This window comes from Paenibacillus sp. FSL H3-0329 (assembly GCF_037963285.1).
GTDB lineage: Bacteria > Bacillota > Bacilli > Paenibacillales > Paenibacillaceae > Paenibacillus_AQ > Paenibacillus_AQ odorifer.
The window spans coordinates 3,628,176-3,647,680 of sequence record NZ_CP150150.1; the positions used below are offsets into that span (position 1 = coordinate 3,628,176).

Annotated in this window: 21 protein-coding genes; 14 read left to right on the plus strand and 7 right to left on the minus strand. The window is 42.0% G+C overall.

The window, feature by feature from the left end; genetic code table 11:
• The first annotated feature begins 77 nt into the window (after positions 1 to 77).
• The 14 genes from NSQ66_RS15860 (at position 78) to NSQ66_RS15925 (ending at position 12,173) form a co-directional block, all read left to right on the plus strand.
• Positions 78 to 662, plus strand: a complete 585-nt coding sequence (locus tag NSQ66_RS15860) for a TetR/AcrR family transcriptional regulator (RefSeq protein WP_249267693.1) — start codon at positions 78 to 80, stop codon at positions 660 to 662.
• Between the two features lie 156 nt (positions 663 to 818).
• Positions 819 to 1,688 (plus strand): NAD(P)-dependent oxidoreductase, encoded by an 870-nt coding sequence (locus tag NSQ66_RS15865; protein WP_076141270.1) that lies wholly within the window; start codon positions 819 to 821, stop codon positions 1,686 to 1,688.
• A 63-nt stretch (positions 1,689 to 1,751) separates the two neighbouring features.
• Entirely contained in the window at positions 1,752 to 2,804 is a 1,053-nt protein-coding gene (locus tag NSQ66_RS15870) for an LLM class flavin-dependent oxidoreductase (protein WP_076141271.1), read from the plus strand.
• Positions 2,805 to 2,864: 60 nt separating this feature from the next.
• Positions 2,865 to 3,806, plus strand: coding sequence for an alpha/beta hydrolase (locus NSQ66_RS15875; RefSeq protein WP_036677034.1), 942 nt, complete (start codon positions 2,865 to 2,867; stop codon positions 3,804 to 3,806).
• Positions 3,807 to 4,110: 304 nt separating this feature from the next.
• Positions 4,111 to 5,037 carry an ADP-ribosylglycohydrolase family protein gene (locus NSQ66_RS15880; RefSeq protein ID WP_036677031.1) on the plus strand — a complete coding sequence of 309 codons (927 nt, stop codon included), beginning with the start codon at positions 4,111 to 4,113 and terminating at the stop codon, positions 5,035 to 5,037.
• A 44-nt stretch (positions 5,038 to 5,081) separates the two neighbouring features.
• A complete protein-coding gene (locus NSQ66_RS15885) occupies positions 5,082 to 6,734 on the plus strand; it encodes a DUF6138 family protein (RefSeq protein ID WP_076141272.1) in 1,653 nt (550 codons plus the stop codon).
• Between the two features lie 62 nt (positions 6,735 to 6,796).
• Positions 6,797 to 7,105, plus strand: coding sequence for a hypothetical protein (locus NSQ66_RS15890; RefSeq protein WP_036677026.1), 309 nt, complete (start codon positions 6,797 to 6,799; stop codon positions 7,103 to 7,105).
• Positions 7,106 to 7,138: 33 nt separating this feature from the next.
• Positions 7,139 to 7,591, plus strand: coding sequence for an 8-oxo-dGTP diphosphatase (locus NSQ66_RS15895; protein WP_036677025.1), 453 nt, complete (start codon positions 7,139 to 7,141; stop codon positions 7,589 to 7,591).
• Positions 7,592 to 7,976: 385 nt separating this feature from the next.
• Positions 7,977 to 8,657 (plus strand): nicotinamide riboside transporter PnuC, encoded by a 681-nt coding sequence (pnuC, locus tag NSQ66_RS15900; RefSeq protein WP_036677023.1) that lies wholly within the window; start codon positions 7,977 to 7,979, stop codon positions 8,655 to 8,657.
• Positions 8,654 to 9,664, plus strand: coding sequence for an AAA family ATPase (locus tag NSQ66_RS15905; RefSeq protein WP_036677020.1), 1,011 nt, complete (start codon positions 8,654 to 8,656; stop codon positions 9,662 to 9,664). The genes pnuC and NSQ66_RS15905 overlap by 4 nt, the downstream gene beginning before the upstream one ends.
• Positions 9,665 to 9,690: 26 nt before the next feature.
• Entirely contained in the window at positions 9,691 to 10,578 is an 888-nt protein-coding gene (locus tag NSQ66_RS15910) for an NUDIX domain-containing protein (RefSeq protein ID WP_076141273.1), read from the plus strand.
• 2 nt (positions 10,579 to 10,580) lie between these two features.
• The gene (locus NSQ66_RS15915) at positions 10,581 to 11,132 is read left to right on the plus strand and encodes an NADAR family protein (protein WP_076141274.1); all 552 of its coding nucleotides are present in this window, start codon (positions 10,581 to 10,583) and stop codon (positions 11,130 to 11,132) included.
• A gap of 59 nt (positions 11,133 to 11,191) precedes the next feature.
• Complete coding sequence (locus NSQ66_RS15920) at positions 11,192 to 11,467, plus strand: hypothetical protein (protein ID WP_076141275.1); 276 nt, start codon at positions 11,192 to 11,194, stop codon at positions 11,465 to 11,467.
• A gap of 457 nt (positions 11,468 to 11,924) precedes the next feature.
• The gene (locus NSQ66_RS15925) at positions 11,925 to 12,173 is read left to right on the plus strand and encodes a HAMP domain-containing sensor histidine kinase (RefSeq protein ID WP_076143606.1); all 249 of its coding nucleotides are present in this window, start codon (positions 11,925 to 11,927) and stop codon (positions 12,171 to 12,173) included.
• Between the two features lie 834 nt (positions 12,174 to 13,007).
• Here NSQ66_RS15925 and NSQ66_RS15930 read toward each other — a convergent pair.
• From NSQ66_RS15930 to NSQ66_RS15960, 7 genes are all read right to left on the minus strand, one after another.
• On the minus strand, positions 13,008 to 13,535 hold the full coding sequence (locus tag NSQ66_RS15930) for a putative immunity protein (RefSeq protein ID WP_076141277.1): 528 nt from the start codon (positions 13,533 to 13,535) through the stop codon (positions 13,008 to 13,010).
• A 15-nt stretch (positions 13,536 to 13,550) separates the two neighbouring features.
• Positions 13,551 to 15,428: an asparagine synthase (glutamine-hydrolyzing) gene (asnB, locus tag NSQ66_RS15935; RefSeq protein ID WP_076141278.1), complete on the minus strand. Its 1,878-nt coding sequence runs from the start codon at positions 15,426 to 15,428 to the stop codon at positions 13,551 to 13,553.
• 147 nt (positions 15,429 to 15,575) lie between these two features.
• On the minus strand, positions 15,576 to 16,514 hold the full coding sequence (locus NSQ66_RS15940) for an alpha/beta hydrolase (protein ID WP_076141279.1): 939 nt from the start codon (positions 16,512 to 16,514) through the stop codon (positions 15,576 to 15,578).
• A 279-nt stretch (positions 16,515 to 16,793) separates the two neighbouring features.
• Positions 16,794 to 17,006: a DUF896 domain-containing protein gene (locus NSQ66_RS15945; RefSeq protein WP_036676956.1), complete on the minus strand. Its 213-nt coding sequence runs from the start codon at positions 17,004 to 17,006 to the stop codon at positions 16,794 to 16,796.
• Between the two features lie 62 nt (positions 17,007 to 17,068).
• Positions 17,069 to 17,485: a MarR family transcriptional regulator gene (locus NSQ66_RS15950; protein WP_249267694.1), complete on the minus strand. Its 417-nt coding sequence runs from the start codon at positions 17,483 to 17,485 to the stop codon at positions 17,069 to 17,071.
• A gap of 191 nt (positions 17,486 to 17,676) precedes the next feature.
• A complete protein-coding gene (locus NSQ66_RS15955; protein ID WP_036676951.1) occupies positions 17,677 to 18,771 on the minus strand; it encodes a HAMP domain-containing sensor histidine kinase in 1,095 nt (364 codons plus the stop codon).
• A gap of 81 nt (positions 18,772 to 18,852) precedes the next feature.
• Positions 18,853 to 19,491, minus strand: a complete 639-nt coding sequence (locus NSQ66_RS15960) for an ABC-2 transporter permease (protein WP_036676948.1) — start codon at positions 19,489 to 19,491, stop codon at positions 18,853 to 18,855.
• Between the last annotated feature and the right edge of the window lie 14 nt (positions 19,492 to 19,505).

Here is a 19,505-nt window from a genome sequence, read left to right on the forward strand (position 1 = left end):
GACACCAATATGAGTGTCCGTTTATTTTATAAATCTGGACTGATCAGTTCAGATATGTTATATTTCAATGACGGGAGGTGTTACTTATCGCTAGGACAAAAGAATTTAACAAAGATCAAGCCCTGCATCAAGCCATGCTGTTGTTTTGGAAAAAAGGATATGAAGCGGCTAGCATACCGGATTTACTAGAGGTGATGGGCATTAGCCGATCCAGCCTTTACGATACGTTTTCCGACAAGCAAACCTTGTATACAGATGCCCTTGAGCATTATAAAAAGGGGAATTTCAATAAGCAGGCTATTCTTGAACATGCATCTAGTGTTAGAGATGGAATTCTTCAATTTTTTGAGTATCATATTGCTTCAGCATACGATACCAGCCTGCCGGGCGGGTGTTTTGTTACGAATGTAGCTACAACATTGGAGTCGCCAGATGAAAAAATTAATGAGTTGATAAAGACTAGTTTTTTGGAATTAGAGCAAGCTTTTTGTGACCTTTTAGAAAAGGGCCAGCAACGGGGAGAAATTGATAAAACGACTGATATCAAAGCGTTGTCTTATTTATTGTTGAATTTACATCAAAGTATTAATATTATGGCCAAAGCAGATCAGAATCCGGAACGTGCAAAAGAGATGATTAGCTTTGTAATAGCAGGAATCTAATTTTTTTTAATTATTTCGGAACGATCGTTCCGTTATCATATTCCCCATATTATGAAAGTGATAATTGAAGAGTATATGTTAGACTATATTTTTTTGATTATTTTGGAACGATCATTCCGTTATTGAGAAACCCATCAAAATAAGGAGAGGTGTCTAATGAAAGTATCGTTTATTGGGCTTGGAAATATGGGGCTCCCAATGGCCCAAAATCTGTCGAAAGCGGGTTATGAATTAGTCATCTTTAATCGGACCCCTGAAAAAGTTGAACCCTTAATGAAACAGGGAGCACGATATGCCAAAACACCGCTAGAGGCAGTGAAAGAAAGCAATCTTGTAATTACCATGCTTTCTGATGATGCTGCTTTGAAGGAGGTCGTCGAGGGACCAGATGGTGTTCTGAATGGATTGTCGGAAAATGGAATTCACATCTCTGCCAGTACAATCAGCGTAGATCTGGCTCGAAAATTATCCGTCTCGCATGCGGAGCGAAAGCAACACTTTGTGTCTGCCACGGTGATGGGGCGCCCAGATGCCGCTAAAGAAGCTAAATTGCGTATTATTTTAGCTGGTCCGGAACAAGCAAGACAACGGGTACTTCCCGTTTTAACAGTATTGGGTCAAGAGATAGTAGAGATTGGGGATCACGGCGAAGAAGGGAACGTTGTGAAAATTGGCGTTAACTTTCTAATTGCTTCAATGCTGGAAGCTTTGTCGGAAGTGCAGCTAATGGTAGAAAAGCACGGTATTGATTCGTCCCGATTTATGAATGTCGTGAATGCTCTTTTTCAATCTCCAATATATCAGAACTATGGAGCGATCATGAGCGAACAACGCTTTGAACCGGCCGGTTTTAAAATGAAGCTTGGGTTAAAAGATGTTGCATTGGCTATTGAGGCAGCGAAGTCCGTTCAAACTCCTCTACCTTTAGGTCAGCTTATCCACCATCACTTGTCTGAAGGAATTGCCAATGGTTATGGTGAGTTGGATTGGACGGCTTTAATCCGTTGTCTTGAGCATTCTTCTTAAAAAATTGGGTTGCACCGATGATGTCGGGCGAATTGCAAGAGAAAATATAAGGAGAGATTAACTATGGAAATAGGTGTTACTTCGTTCATAGAAACAAAGCCTGATACTGAGACCGGAGTTGTGATGAGTCACGCACAGCGATTACGAGAAGTCGTCGAAGAAATCGTCCTTGCGGATCAGGTAGGACTTGATGTGTTTGGCATAGGTGAGCATCATCGTGAAGATTATGCAGCTTCATCACCAGCAGTGGTGTTGTCTGCTGCAGCCCCCCTAACAAAGCAGATTCGATTGACGAGTGCTGTGACGGTTCTTTCATCAGCTGATCCTGTCCGTGTGTTTCAGGATTTTGCCACGCTTGACGGCTTATCCAATGGACGTGCCGAGATTATAGCGGGCCGGGGTTCCTTTGTTGAATCCTTTCCGCTTTTTGGGTATGACTTGCATGACTATGAGGATTTATTTAATGAAAACATCGAGCTGCTTCTGAAAATACGGGAATCTGAGAAAGTTACATGGAGTGGAGGACATCGATCAGCGATAAATAATCTGGGTGTATACCCGCGCCCTGTTCAGCACTCTTTACCCATATGGATTGGTAGTGGCGGTACCCAGGAGTCTGCCGTGCGTGCAGGACTTCTGGGCCTGCCATTAGTCCTGGCGATTATCGGTGGAAACCCAACCAATTTTGCACCGCTTGTACAACTGTATAAAAAGGCGGCAGCTCATGCCGGACATGATGTATCGCGGCTTCAGGTAGGTTCACATTCCATCGGATTTGTTGCAGAAGATACGGAACAGGCGGCAGAACTCTTTTTTCCGTCTACCCAGTACGGTATGAATAAGCTCGGCAAAGAACGGGGGTGGGCGTACTACGATCGTTCCAGCTATGATGCTGCCCGACGCTTTGATGGTGCGTTGTATGTAGGGGATCCGGAAACAGTCGCCCAAAAAATAATCCATCTGCGTAAGCATGTAGGGATTACACGATTCATGATGTATGTTCCCTTAAGTACGATGCCGCATGAGTTGGTTATGCGGGCTATAGAACTGCTCGGTACAGAGGTTGCGCCGCGAGTTCGAGAGGAAATTGCCAAGTGGGAAGCTCAAATGGGATAAGGATTATCTATGAATAAGACGTAAACGAACGAATTCATTATTTTATTTGGAGGGATTATTATGAGTAATGAAACACGTATACTACCAGAATTAAGAGAGGTTTATTCACAATTTCCTGGGTTTGAATTGGAGAAGAATTTAGAGTGGAGCAGGAGCTTAGTGTCAGCTGCATCCGTGAAAGGATCAGAGCATGTAAACACAACCAGTCGCAAAATCCCGAGGGATGGAGGCGAGATGCTGGTGAAAATTTATGAACCTGCCGGGCGAACGAATGACTTGTTACCTGCCATGCTATGGATTCACGGGGGCGGATACGTGTTAGGACATCCGGATATGGACGACGAATTATGCGAACGTTTTGTTCAGACAGCTGAATGTATTGTCGTATCGGTTGATTATAGGCTTGCTCCCGAGCATCCTTATCCGGCGGCGATCGAAGATTGTTATGCTGGATTGGTATGGATGACGGAGGAGGCAGCCTTGCTTGGCATTGATGTGAATCGGGTTGCAATTGCCGGTGCTAGCGGTGGTGGCGGACTGACAGCAGCACTCGCGCTGATGGCGCGTGATAAAGGAGGACCCTCTCTTATTTTCCAAATGCCATTATACCCGATGCTTGACAACCGTAACATCACACCGTCCAGTCATGAGATTACAGAAGCAGGCGCAATCTGGAACCGAACAGACAACATAGCAGCTTGGAACATGTACCTGGGCGAGGAGAGCGTTGGCAGAGGAGAATCTACTTATGCAGTACCCTCGAGAGCGGAGAACTTGGCAGGTTTGCCGCCAGCCTATACTTGTATAGGTCAGCTCGATCTATTCCGAGACGAGACAATGGAGTATGTGGCACGACTTGCACAAGCAGGTGTAGATGTTGAATTCCACCTGTATCCCGGTTGTTTTCACCTTTTCGAAATTTTCGCTCCAGAAACAGAAGTGAGTCAGCGCGCTGTTCAGGGCTATATGGATGCGATGGCCCGGGCACTTCACCCTAACTAATTACTGAGACTAAAGTAAACAGCGAATACGCAGAAAAAGTTGATTGGTTATTTAAGTAGAGATACGTAATTATTCGGGAAAGATTAATAAAAAAGATGAGGTTGTTGATTTTTAAAAACAGCCTCATCTTTTGTTATGTATTGATTTCAAAATAGGCTTAGATTACTATCGTATTGTTCATTGGAAGCTTATTTTTTCAATTTTTATTTAGATGATGCAAAACAGTTTAAATATTGATAGGGTAGGCTTATATATTTGTAGGCAACTTGATCCAAATTATATCTAGTGATAAGGAGAATACAACATGTGGGATAAAATTAAGGGTGGGCTTTACGGCTTATTGATTGGAGATGCTCTTGGTGTCCCCTATGAATTCAGATCAGCGGAGCAGCTCCCACCTCTGAAGCATATTGAGTTTACTCCTCCTGTGGGCTTTCAGCCCACCTACCGAGATGTCCCTGCAGGCACCTGGTCGGATGATGGTGCGCAGGCACTATGTCTGCTGGAGAGTCTGATCGATAAAGGTACACTGGAGCTAACTGATTTTGCAGACAAATTGGTCGATTGGTATCACGAAGGTAGATGGGCAGTAGCCCAACAAGTTTTTGATATTGGGATACAAACCAGTCGTACGCTGACTACTTATTACCATGGAATGTCCCCTTACGAGAGTGGCAATACGGTTCCTGATGGGAAAGGGAATGGAGCGCTGATGCGCGTGCTACCACTTGCCTTGTGGCATAAAGGAACAGACGAGCAGCTCGTTCAAAACGCACATACTCAATGCCTTGTAACTCATGGACATATCTGTAATCAGGTATGTTGTGCCTTGTATGTGTTAATTGCACGTGAACTGTTGCAAAAGCAAGACTTCAATCTGTGCTACCGAACTGCTCTTAGCAAGCTTCGAAAGATCTACCAGCAGATGCCTGAGCATGAACGGGAGCTTGAAGAGAACATTCAGCCTGATAAAGTATTCTATGGCGAAGGATCTGGTTATGTCGTGGATTCCTTGTTCAGTGCATGTATGATCCTCCAAACCTGCACTTCCTACGAAAATGCCGTCAAACGAGCAGTTGCCTTAGGCAACGACACGGATACAACGGCCTGTATCACAGGCGGTCTTGCCGGAATCCGATATGGCTATGAGCATATCCCTCAGCGCTGGATCAACCAGCTGCGAGAGACAGATCTGGTTGATCAACTGCTGCTCCGTCTTCAATCTGCATGAGGAGTACTAAGTTCTATTAGCATTAACTATGAGGAGGAGTGGGAATGAACGCAGCAGTACAGAGGTTTTTAAACGATGTGTGGAGCGAGATGATGACCATATATAACAAAGAGACTATAAGAATAAATGAATTCATAGGCAATCGTCCGCTTCAGGCTGGGATAAAGGATTATCTCCAAGTAGCTTGGCGTGAAGGAAAAATACATATTGATGTTGAAGAACCGCTTGATTGGACGGACAGCTCTTATGAAATCGAAGCAGGTCCTTATATCGCCGAGCTCACGGATGAATTAATTAGATCTGAACTTTACCCGGCATTATGCAAGAGAGTGGAGGAGCTTTTTTTATCAGATAAACTAGGTCCTCGTTTTTTTGATTACCGATTCCAGATCGTACTTTCCTTTGAAATGGAAGACGAAGACTTAACGCTTTGCGTGCATCTGGTAAACGAAGAGAAGCTGAACGAACTCCGCAAATCATTACAGAAGTTTATAACATCCAAAATCATGTCTGATCTTCCGGTATTGCCGAGTGTTGATGACCAGTTTTTCTTTTCTCATCACTTGATGAATCCTGATCTTTTGAAGCAGGAAGAGAATGCGGTTGGCCCATTAATAGAGCGTTTGTCCGACAAGCTCAGAAGTAATAGGGGACGCTTAGACGAATGGACTGGCCAGTATACTTCGGCTATGGATGATTGGATTCAGAATGTTTTTCTTCCTCGCCATTTTGTGCGTACAGGCAGCTTTAGAATGGATTGGATACCTAAAGAGAATATGGCGCTTATGGATCCGAATGCAGATCAACTTTCCTTTTTTGTATATGCCGCTCTGCAAATTGGAAAAACGAAACCGGACATCCGGGAACAATATTTGAAACTTGCTGTCCAGCTTGGTTCAAAACGCGCAGCGGAGTATATTCAGGGGGGAAGCGGGAAATTCACTCCAGTATATAAAGGAACCCGTGTTGAAGTTGATAATAATGATGTAACCCAGAGCATTGAAATCCGGATTTTGACCGAGGAGGAAACAGCTTATGGAGAAGCATTAGATCACATTAACGAATTGCTGCAGCAAGGATTTCCGAAGGAATATTACCTGAAGCTTAAAAGCACACAAAAGAACTATCTTCCTCTAAAAAAAATGGCTAAATCAGGTCTTCATCAGTTTTTTGCTGGTGCACTCGCATATCCGGCTCTATATCCTAAGCTAGCTGCGTATGCGAATATCGCTATGGAGCCCTATGCGTGGTACAAGGACACAAATCCGGGTGAAAAGTCGGTCATGCCTGGTACCTATGCTGTACTCGGATTAGGATTATATAGCAAGGAATATTTTTCACTCATCTCTCGTTATATGGAGATGGTAGATACGGAGCACCAAATGATACAGGATGGTTATGCGGAGGCCTTTATTGATGCGCACGGTGTAGAGGCTGAGCTTATACCAGTCCTAGTAGACATTCTGCTAGCAGGAAATGAGGAAGCAAGATCTGTCAAAAACTTCGTGATCGATCGGGCCGAGCTAGCAGAAGTGCTGCTTCGAGAGGTGTCTCCTAAAGAAATATATGAACGGGAGCAGGTTCTATACCGGATATTCGGAAGTCGAGCAAAGCTGGAAAAAGCCGTGAAGTCAGAGCAGACGGAGCATGAGCTTAGAGTTATTCTATCAGAGCTGCTGACTCTTATAAGTTGCTGATGCTATATAGAGATAAGTGAAGCTAGGATCTGAAATAGATCTTGGCTAAAGGAGGGACACAAATGAGTAACCTAACCTCTCAAAATTGCAATCTAAATATATGGTATTACCTATCAGATGAAGTCTGGGATAAAGTAACTAATATATATGAGAGTATGCCAGGTTGGATAGGATATAAAAATGGAATTCCCTATTGGTTCGGGCAGGAAGATGATGATATTTTTATTGTGGCCTCAGTAGAGCCAAGTGGATTATCATTTTATGCACAGATGAGTAATGGTGATTGGAATTCTTGGATAGAGAGATTTAAATTGGAAGCGACAAAAGTATTAGGATTTGATGTTGGTGAACCCGAAGACGGGTTTATCTGATGTAGTGCACAATTTAATTGTGGAGATGATTTCGTGTTTCAATATAATGTGTGTTTTTTAAAGAGTGACGACCGTATCTTAATGTTGAATCGTGAAAAACCACCAATTATGGGCGTGTGGAACGGTGTTGGCGGTAAAAATGAAGTAGGCGAAAATGCTGATGATGGTGCAAAACGTGAAGTATTAGAAGAAACGGGTATTAAAGTAAGCAAATACTATTCAAAAGGTATCATTACCTGGGATAAAAATGGCGAGGAAAAAGATGGATTGTATCTGTACTTATTCGAAGTAGATAAGAATTTAGGAAATCAGCCCATACAAATAACGAGAGAAGGTATTCTCGATTGGAAACAAATTGATTGGATATTGAACCCAAGTAATTTAGGAATTGCTGAAATGGTAGCTCAATATTTACCTGTTCTCTTAGAAAAAGAGGGTGATTATTTATTTAAGTATAAAGACGGAATAGTAAACCTTATAGAGTGAGAATTATAAAATACATACCTAAAAAAACAGTTCACCTATTGGTACGTTAGTTGAACAAGATTGGAGGAAACCCCTTTTATTAGGGGTTTTCTTTTATTTTCACACAATTAAAGTTAGTTCTGTTGAGAAGCCTTCTGGACTTCCAAACGCATACCTTACTGGCGAGGAGTTCAATTATCCCTAGAGCAAAGGGCTTATGCTTGATCCTATAACGAACCATTACAAATGAATAAGTACCTGTCTGTAGAAATAGGAAGAATTTACTTGCCCTTCGCAGGATTTTCTGTTATTTTTGATAGTAACAATATGTTATTAACAAAATGATACTAAGTAAAACTTATGTTTTTCACTCTATGAATGAGTCGAAAAAGCGGAGGGATGCAAGATGAAAAAGGTGGCGGGTAGCTGGAATCTGTTCGAAATTACGTGGTTGGTACTGTTTACCTCAATCGCTGTCGGGTTTACGGTGATAACAAAGGACTCTTTATTCGGATTTACGGTTTTTATTACTGGGGTGTTATGCGTGGTGCTTGCGGCGAAGGGCAACCTGATGAGCTATGTTTTCGGCATGTACAATACAGTCGGTTACGCTTATTTGGCCTATATTAACGGTTTGTTTGGAGAGGTTATGCTCAATCTGCTATTCTTCGTTCCAATGAATGTCATTGGCTTCTACATGTGGAAAAGTAATCGGCAAGAAGACGGTAGGCTGACCATGAGGCAGATGGATCTTAGAAGACTGCTCCTCGTTGGGATGGTCTGTGTAATCGGCTGCTTGCTCCTCGGATTTGGTCTTTCGTTCATTCCGGGACAGAACTCGCCTTACATCGATGCTACTACGACGGTGCTGTCTGTTGGGGCGGCCTTCTTAATGGTTAGAAGATTCAAGGAACAATGGCTGGTCTATATCGTGCTAAATCTCTTTACGGTGCTATTGTGGGTGATTCGTATGCTGGAGGGTAGCGGAGAAGGCCTGATGATGATCGTGATGTGGAGCGCGTATCTGGTCAACGCAGTATACGGGTACTATATTTGGAATAAAGGGGCTAAGGAGGTGGCGGCATGAAAACGCTTGGACTAACACTGGGGAAGTTTGCCCCGCTGCATAAAGGCCATCAGTTCATGATCGAGACGGCGCTACAAGAAGTCGATGAATTGATCTTGGTCATTTACGAAACGACGGTCACCCCGATCCCGCTTCATGTCCGGGCAAATTGGATTCGCAGGCTCTATCCGGAAGTCCGGGTAATCGAGGCTTGGGACGGTCCGGACGGGTATTCGGATGACAGGGAGCATGAGATTCGGGAAGAACAGTATATACTCGGTTTGCTGAACGGAGAGCAAGTAACGCATTTTTACTCGAGCGAGTTCTACGGCAAACATATGAGTCTCTCTTTGGGTGCAATAGACCGGCGGGTGGATGAAGCCCGAGAGCGGGTTCCGATCTCAGCGACGATGGTCCGTTCCAATCCATATAAGTACAGGGAGTTCGTAAGTGATATCGTGTACCGGGATTTGATCACGAAAGTGGTGTTCGTTGGAGCGATGTCGACGGGGAAGTCGACGATCACCGAAGCGCTGGCACGGCGATATTGCACGACGTTCGCGAACGAATACGGACGCGATTATTGGACCGAACATCAGGTGGACCGCCGAATCGGCTTGGAAGCGTTCGATGAAATCGCGGTGGGTCATATCGAGCGCGAAGAACAGGCAATACTTGAGGCGAACCGGGTTCTGTTCGTCGATACCAATGCGATCACGACGTATATGTTCGCCCTGGATTACCACGGCCGGGCCCCAGAGCTGTTAACCCGGATCGCTCTTGAGAACGCGCAACGTTATGATCTGTTCTTCCTATGCGCTGACGATATTCCTTACGACGATACTTGGGACCGCAGTGGGGATCAGAAGCGGCATGTGTTTCATAAACAGATTATCGCGGATTTGAAGGAGCGGCGGATCCCCTATATTACGCTGCGGGGGAGCCTGGAGGAACGTATTCGCAAGGTTGATGAAGTGTTGGCAAAGTTCGAGCCCTACGGCAACTATTTCGGAGAGCTGAACGGTTAAATCAAATATAAAGGAGGCGTACCCACTTGGATTTGTTGGATAAGGATGGACTTATAGAACGCGAATTTTTGGAGCAATACAGAGCAGAGGATTACGAGCGGCCTTCAGTGACAACGGATATGGTTATTTTCACTGTGACGGAAGAGGATGCTGACAGTTATCGCAAACTGCCGGAAAAAGAGCTACGCGTCCTCCTTATTCGCCGGGGGGCTCACCCCTTCTTGGGCAAATGGGCTCTGCCTGGCGGTTTTGTCCGGCCGAATGAGACGACTGAGCAGGCAGCAGTAAGGGAACTATGCGAGGAAACCGGCGTGGAAGACATTTATCTGGAACAGCTGTATACGTTCAGTGATATCGGGCGCGACCCACGAACCTGGGTGATCAGCTGCAGCTATATGGCTCTGATCAACAGCGACAAGTTGGAGCTTAAGGCAGGAGATGATGCAGCAGACGCCGCCTGGTTCAAGGTATCCTATCGGCCGCTGCGGGAGCAAAAAGAGCTGATTGAGGACGGATACATCAAGACGCTGGAGTACGAACTCAAACTAAGCAGTGAAGAAGAAGAACTTTCGGCGGTCGTGGCAAGGACTATGACAGCGAAGACTACATCGACTGGCACGGATTATGAGATCGTATCGAATGACGGATTGGCCTTCGACCATGCGAAGATCATAGCATGCGCGATTGATCGGTTACGGGGAAAAGTAAATTATACCGATATTGCACTGCACTTGATGCCGATGCTTTTTACCTTGACGGAACTGCAGCAGGTGTATGAGGTAATTATGGATAAAGAGCTGTTGAAGGCGGCCTTCCGGCGTAAAGTTGCAGATCTTGTAGTGGAGACCGATCATTATACCGAAAATGCGGGGCATAGGCCATCCCGCTTATATCGAAGAAATTTGGAGGGTTAACGATGATTTACAATATCGATGAGTTAAGAAAAGTATATAACGAAGGAAAAAAGTTCAAATTCGTATTTTTTTGGGGACATACACCGCCTAAGGACGGGAGCGTCGATAAAAGCTGCTTCAGCCAATGGTGGATGTGCCCGTTCACGGTAGAGGGAACGCAGTACTCCTGCGCCGAGCAGTTTATGATGGCCGAAAAGGCAAGGTTGTTCGGCGATGACGAAATGCTGGAGTCCATCCTTAAAGCTAAGCACCCAAAAGAGATGAAGGCTTTTGGACGTGCGGTCCAAAACTTTGACAAAGATATTTGGGATAAGGAATGTTACGGTATCGTCAAAAGAGCCAGCTTGGCCAAATTTTCGCAGAGTCCGAAGCTTAACGATTATCTTAACTCGACGAAGAACCGCATCCTTGTGGAGGCTAGCCCGCGGGACCGTATTTGGGGGATCGGCATGGGCCAGTCCAATCCAGATGCGGAGAATCCCGTGAAATGGCGGGGTAGAAATCTGCTGGGGTTCGCACTGACGGAAGCGCGGGACGAGTTGCTGCGGAGTTAGATTTATACAAGATTAAGAAAATAGACATGATGAAATCAATGAAAGGATGAGGGAAGACCGTGAGATATACCGATTATATCCGCCTGAAAACAGGTAGATACCAATCTGCAGGAAAGTTTGGTGACAATATTTATGCATATGAGGTCCTAACGGGGGTAACCGACTCCCCGGAGTACCATCAAATATCTATGGCGGAATTCGATTCGTTTGAAACTTGGAGCCAAGAGTACATTTCCGATCTTAAAAAAATGTATGAAATCATTAACCGCCCCGTTATCTGCAGCGGCTACTTGGGGAGAGCGGAGCTTAATACTTCACTGCTTCGTGATATTTAGCTGTAAACTATATCTTCTGCTGAGATTGTAGAATCGATTACTCGGTCAGAGGACAAGAACATAGTCTCACTGGAATCCGCGCTGGGCGCGGTTTTTTTATTGGAACAAGTTCTTGTCTTTTGTTCAGGGCAAGAACTTGTGATTGCCGATTCGATGTTCTTCTAAATTTCTCGAAGCGGAAGCCCGCTGAAACGTTCATTTTTACGATATCTGTGTTTAAAGGTGGGGTTGATGCAACGATGACCGTTCATGAAAGCATCCTAGATAAGGATTCTATACATTTATTCGGCCCCCGTCCCCAATGTCACTTAATGATGATATACTTACCTCATGAATCATGATATTGATAATCAATATCAATTGATAGGTGATATATAAAATGGAAAAAGCAGTTGTTCATGATTTTGTTGGACAATGCCATTAAATTTACGCAGGCGGATGGGCAAATCGATCTTGAGTGAGGCAGGGAAAATCAGTTCTTGTAACCGTCAAGGATAACGGAGTGGGTATTTCGGAACATGAATTACCACTCGTATTTAATCGCTTTTATAAGGGAGATTCCTCTAGAAGTAGAGGGGATCATGGAGCAGGTCTAGGGCTATCGATCGCACGTTGGATCGTCGATCAACATCAAGGTACTGTCCACATTAGCAGCGGGGTAGGGTGTGGTACGACAGTTATGATTCGTTTTCCGGTGATTAGTTAAATAATAATAGTACTCTTCAAAAGAGACTTACAATTGTTGTCGGGACTTTTGGGGATATCTATAGAACGCAGCAAAGTTCTTTATTATCTAATCTTTTCAAAAAAGAAGAAATTAGTACATACTGTGTGCAATAAGCGAAGAAGATTATCTGGCTTCGCTACCGGTTATTAGCGCATATAAACAAAGGGTGATTATCGCTCAATGTTTAACTTGGATGTGATGCCTTGTAGGAATTTCAAAAAAACCGTTGAATCAGCTCAACGGTTTTTTTGAATGCATTTGTGTGTCGTCCTATAAGTGGTTGATGAAACTCTGAGCAATTGATATGGCCAGTCGAAATCGCAAGGCTCTAATTAATGATGTGGTTATTGCTCGGAACTCGAAAGAGGAAGTGATAAATAGATCAAATAATATAAACCCCTAGATTGTGACACAATCCATATAGATCTATGTATAGTCTAAGTAGAATGCATCTTAGTGACATATGTACAAAATACGGGTTTTGTGAGGAAGTAGTATATAAATTAAAGGAACCAACCAATTTGATCCAAATTATTGCCTATTTACTGTCTATTAATGATTATCTAATCAATGTTCAAACCTGTTCAAAATAGCTGCCCTTTCATAAGCAATTGATTCTTATTTAGTAATCGATTTATCTTAAACGATTATTAAGCTTTAAAGCTCATCAGAGTGTCGCATAAAACTTTAAGTGCTGATAATGTTTTTATTGTTGCATTAGATTAAATAACTCTCGATTATAAAAAGTTAATTATTACCAGTATTTAACTTTTAGAATCATCCTCATACATGTTCATCTTTAAAGCTTTAATTTCAAAGCAACTCTTCAGCTATCCTTAATTGTCTTTCCCGTTCTTTAGTAGCTGCCTCTGCAACTGAAGAATGTTCTGATATGTAATTCACTAGTTTAACTGCATAGTCACTGCAAACCATAGCATGTCCTCTCATATGTCCAGTTGCAATGGCTTGTGCAAAAGAACGGGCAGCATACTTACTAACCTCGGTTGTGGACTCTTTGGCCAATTCATTGACTATGAATCCAACTTTTCTTAAATCAAAGGCTCTAATCTCACCAGTTATACGCTTTTCTAGCGTTTTTATACCTAAATCAATCCGCGGGTCATTTACAAGCTGCTGGTCCAGATGATCCAGGTGCTCAACTGCTACTTTCAAAGCCCATTTGGCCAGAAACTTCTGCGGCAGCTCTTCAAGCGTTTCTTCAAGCCAATTTCTTAATTCATGGTTATCTATAATCTTTATCTTTGGACTAGTATAAGTAAACATGTTAGTTTCTCTTAATTGCTGTTCATGTTTATTCCATGCATATTCCTCAATATTCAACGAATCACTCCCCCATTACAATACGGCACTATTTAATTGCTTCAGATCTTCTTTTATAAAAAGAGTGTACCATACTGAAAAAATGTAAATTAGCCATATTCTACGCGAATAGTCGCCTTTATTACTCCGATGCTGGGTAAACATCTCTTCGATGATATTCATATTGAATATTTCTTCAATGCCACTATATCGTATTTGTTCGAACATTATATCTGAAGTTGGAGTTTTGAGCCAATCACGAATGGGTACGGGAAATCCTAGTTTCGGGCGATTCACAATAGCTTCCGGAACGATTCCTTCCATAGCTTTACGCAAAGCAAGTTTTGTTGTTTTTTGCCCAATCCGATTGGATACAGGTATTTTACTAGCCGTTTCGAAAACCTCTTTATCTAAAAATGGGACTCTTAATTCTAATGAATGTGCCATGGATAGCTTATCTGCTTTTGATAAAATATCTCCAGGTAACCAAAAATTCATATCAATAAACTGCATTCTTGTCGTAGGGTCTAGGTGAGCTGTCTTATCATAAAAAGGCTTAACGATATCCGCGGGATGTAAAAAGCTATGCTGAGCGTGTACCGATTCGTGGAGCAAATTCATCTTACCGGTTTTGTTGAAGATGTTCGCATTACCGAAAAAACGTTCTTCTAAAGGTGTCAGACCCCGAAGCAAATAATTTTTTCCATAAAAATGATAGGGATATACGGATAATGATTTTCGTAACGAATCCTTTATAAAGTTAGGCATCCAGGTTATCGGTCTTAAAGCATTTGGCTCTCTATAGATTCTGTATCCTCCGAATAATTCGTCAGCACCTTCCCCTGATAAGACAACCGTAACATGTTCTTTGGCAAGCTGGTTTAGATGATAGAGTGCAATGGCAGAAGGATCCGCTACAGGTTCATCTAGATGCCAGACCGTTTTCGGGATACTTTCAAAAAAGTCTTTTTGCGATAAGATGTGAAAATAATGATCTGTCCCCAGTTTGGCTGCTGTTTGATTTGCAATGATTGTTTCATTGTTCAACCCTTCAAATCCAATTGAAAAGGTTTTGGTGGATTCTTCTGTTCTCATCATTGCAGCTATAGCTGTAGAGTCAATTCCACTGGACAAAAAACATCCTCTATTCACATCACTTTGTAAATGAAGGTTTACAGACTCTTTCAATTTCCACTGAATTTCTTCTGCGTAGTCTGCTAAAGATCGTACTACCGGTTGAAAATGGGGTTCCCAATATTTCTCGATCTTCATTTCACCTTCCGAGTTAACAAATACTCGCTCTGCAGGTCCTAATTTATGAATGTGTTCAAACATCGTATCAGGATGCGGGACATACTGAAAAGTTAAGTAGCTGAATAAACTTTGATACTGAAGCTTTCTGGGTACCCCTTGCACTGCAAGTATGCTTTTAATTTCCGAAGCAAATAAAAGATTATTTTCGTCTTTGTAATAATAAAAAGGCTTGATCCCGAAATGATCTCTAGCAGCAAAAAGAGATTGTTCCTTAAGATCCCAAATCGCAAAACTAAACATTCCACGTAAATGATGGACACAGTCCTTGCCGTATTCCTCAAATAAATGCACAATGACCTCTGTATCTGATTGCGTCTGAAAGTGATGTCCCTTTAGCTTAAGTTGATCTCGTAGTGTTTTATAATTATAGATTTCACCATTAAAAATAATCCAAAGAGTACGATCTTCATTCGTCATCGGTTGATTGCCATCACGTAAATCAATTACAGACAATCTGCGAAAACCAAGTCCAATGCGAGAATCGAGCCATACTCCCTCATGATTGGGACCTCGGTGATTCATAACCCCTGTCATTTGTTTTAAGGTTTCTTCATGTGGTGGCTGTCCATTATATTTTAATATTCCTGCTATTCCGCACATACTCTGGCAGTCCTTCCTATTATAAAGATTAGGATATAGAGTGCCCATAATTGCTTTGATAAATTTATCATTTTTTTCTAAAGGATTCACTTATTTGAAAATATAAAAAAAGAAAAGCCTGTATTAGCAGGCTTTTCTCATTCATTTTTACTTTATCTCTCCCAGAAAGCTTCTAAAGTTCTCGACAATGTCTTTAGATCGGGTATGGTGCAAATAATGCTCCCCATCAAGCAACATCAATTTCCCGTGTAAGGAGTCTTTAATCTGTTCTTTATGCAGGGATTCCCAGCCTGGAACATCCGTATTGTCTTTCACTAGGAAGAAAATAACAGGAAGATCTTTAGGGAAATTTAATGTTTCCGTGGCTTTGAAATTGCTTTTAAAATGCTCTGCTTCGCTGATGATATTAGGATTCATCATGTTTTTAAGTGAAATCATTCTATTTTGTTCTTTAGTTTCCTCATCATCACTTGGTGGAACGATTTGGGCCGGGTTGAGTTTTACCAGCAATCGCATAAATCCTGATTTTTTAAGCAGCTTATAGGTTCCTGATGGAAATTCTTCATCGTTGCCCCCTTGTGTGGGTACGCTGCTGTCGATGCCTACGAATGCACTAACTTCGTTTTCGTATTTGTTCACATAGTCCAGTCCGTAAATTCCTGCTATAGAGTGTCCCATCAGAATATAACGATCTATCTTTAATTCTTGTAAAGCTTCATGAAGCTCACTCACTATATTGTCGACCGTTCGTTCTTTTGTGGTGACATCACTTAGTCCATAACCAAACGGCTCAACTACTACAACTTTATAGAAAGGAGTCAGTTCATCTACAAGTGGTTTGAAATCAATTACGGGTGATGCGGTTCCAAACCCTGGGAGTAACACGACCGTTTCCTTGCCTTGCCCTTGTATGGTTACATTCATCTTTTTCCCGTCGACAGGTACAAGCTGACCATAGGGTTCTATTTTTCCTTTCTCCACTTTATTGCTGATCACATTGACTGTAAAAACGATGACCAGAAAAAGTGCTAGGAGGAGGACTATAGCGACTATTACTTTAAGTAAAATTAATAATGTTTTCTTCATACTTTCATTTCCTTCCTTGATGTTTCTTTTAGTTTCTCCAACTTCTGCACCCCTTCTTGTTATCCCTTATCTTTTGTCTATTCCATTCTATCAATCCAGTCTTAGATCCTGTGTAACGCAAGTTTAATTGATTCTTAACTTTCAACAGCCCCTAATGATAACGATTTAAGCTTCTGTTAAGATTGGAATAACAAAAAAACACCTTTAGTTATCCGTCGATTAACCATAGGCTAATCTAACGTTATCTAAAGGTGTAGTTTCCACTTATTAGTTCATTGATTATTTACGCGCTGCACGAAGCTTCTCAGGGGTTACATCGTTTCCATCCGGATCTAAAATTGTCACTCCAGAAAGACTATTACGAACTTGTCCACGAATTTCACGCAGGTAGTCTTCACGCAAAGCGATCTGTTCAACCCATTCGCCTTGTGTCAGACCTACTTCACGTTCTTTCTTAGCTAATTCATTGATGCGAGTCAAACTTGTAATCATCTATGTTCCTCTTTTCTTAGTTTTAATTAGCTTACTAACGGTTATGGCGATTAGTTCCAGATTCAAGCTAAATTATCAGCCATTTGTTTCATAAGTCTTCTTAATAATAAACGTTCTTCAGGTATAATTCCGGCTAGTAATTTATTCAGCTGTTTGTTCCAGATCTGTTCCACAGGTTCGCAGAGATTACGTCCGGCTGGGGTTAGATACACTCGGCTAACTCTGCCATCTTCAGGATCTCTTTTTCGAACAACAAACCCATGATTTTCAAGAGATTTCACCATATTCGTTATGGTTGGAGGCTCACAATTCAAGCGTTCACTTAGCTGTATCTGTGTCATTCCATCTGTTCTCCATAACCGGCATAATAACTGTTCTTGACCCACATGAAGATTAAGTTCTCTAAGCAGCTCTGCATAATCTCTACGCATTTCCGCTGATATTCTATCCAGTAGTTCCCTTATCTCATCTTCTATCACAGATATTTCCTCCGTACTGCCATACAAATTACTTAGCAAGCTAATAATATCACGATTTATTAAAAATTTCAAATAAATGTCCGGTAACGTTCATCCTGTCTGCTGACCAAACCATTAAAAAAGGAGTAAAACCACAAGATCACGTAGATCTTGTTTTTTTACTCCTGCCCAGTCAACACTTGACTTCGTTCTCAATTATTTTGTGGAAGCCGCACTTCAAACATCGTCCGCACTACACTGCTTTGTGCAGAAACTGTTCCAGCATGTTGTTCCACAATGTTTTTAGTGATAAATAAGCCCAGTCCCGTACTCCCTGTGGGATGCGTTCGCGCTCGATCCCCGGTGTAGAACATATCAAAAATACGCGGCAGCTCTTCCGGATCAATACAATCTCCATAGTTAATAATCTCAATAACGACTTCGTTTTCTTCTAAATACCCATGAATATCAATAAATTGACCGTCGCTTCCGTATCGCGCTGCGTTAGTGAGAAGATTCTCAAATACACGTGCCAGCAGCTCACCGTCACCCTCTATCTTCAGAGGTTGGGTTACATCCAAGCGGGAAGTAAGACCATTTTTCTCAAAAACGGGATATAACTCTTCATTTAATTGTAAAAGAAGCTCACTAAGGTCGATCGAGGTTTTCTCAAGCGTAAGCTTACCGTAGTTCATTCTTGTAATTTCAAATAGCTCATCAATTAATTTTTCCAAACGTTGAGATTTAGTATAAGCAATCGTTGTGTAATGTCTGGTCTGTTCTGGCGTTAATTCATTGTCCTTAAGGATAAAATCCAAATAACCTATAACTGAGGTAAGTGGAGTACGCAGATCATGTGCCAGATTTAACACAAGTTGATCTTTACTGCTCTCCGCAAAGTCTCCCCGCTCAATAGCTTCCTGAAGATGATCAATAGCCAGATTGATATCATGGCCAATAAGGCCGAATTCATCTTTAGAAGGGATATCCACCCGCTCCGAGAAATCACCCGACGCCAGCTGATGGATCCCTTTCGAGATTTCCTTGAAATAATTTGCATATGGTTTAGTAAATATAAAAAAGAATAAGATGGCCAAAGGAATGAAGATAATCAAAAACGCATTAACATCACCGATATCCCGCATCAAGTAGCGAACTTTAGTCAATGGATTTTCTAATAAGACCTCTGATCGATAATATCTCTGCAGAATTTTATAGATTGAAAAGGTAATTCCACCGGATACAAGCATACTGGCCATCAGCAGCATAATCATTTTTGTACGAAAGCTATAAATCATTTTAGGCATTGGTTGTATACCCTTCCCCTACTATTTATCTTTGTAGTGACAATGGTATATGAATTCATTCAAAATCTCAAATCCTTCGAATTAAAGATCTTTCCGCACAAAAATCCGCAGAGAAATGATATATGAACAGCTAAGCAAGAATATATAAGCCAGCCCTAGGATTATAAAGGGAATGACCGTACCTTTCACTCCAAAACTTAGCCATCTGTTCACATCAGGTATCCACTGGATCAAAAAGCTAAACACGTTCGGGCCAAACATAACAATCATCATAAATACAAGATTAACCACTTGTGCCCCCTTTGCCCCTAACCAGTAATGAATCGGTAAATAAAGCATCGCAAGGAGAGGGAAAATGGATATCGTAATACCAACCTCTTGCCAAAAATGAGGGGTTACGGCTTTACCTGTCACAACAATCAGGAGATAGGTAAAGGCCGTTGCTGCCAGCCCGACAAGAGCAAACGGAAGGATCGAAAAATATTTGGCACGGACAAGCTCTTGTCTCCGTACAGGGAGATTAACGAGAAACCGTTGCGTCATCTGCTGAGTATCCATTGAACAGGAGCTTATCAATAACAGCATAGGTGGCATTACCGTAAATAAACTGAAGCTATGATAGTTTGAGTATGCTATGAAAATAAAGAAAGGGATTAGCAGCATCAGAAATTTACGCAAAAGAATGAAGTCTTTTTGAATTAAAAAAAATGATTTATACACTTTACGTCCTCCTT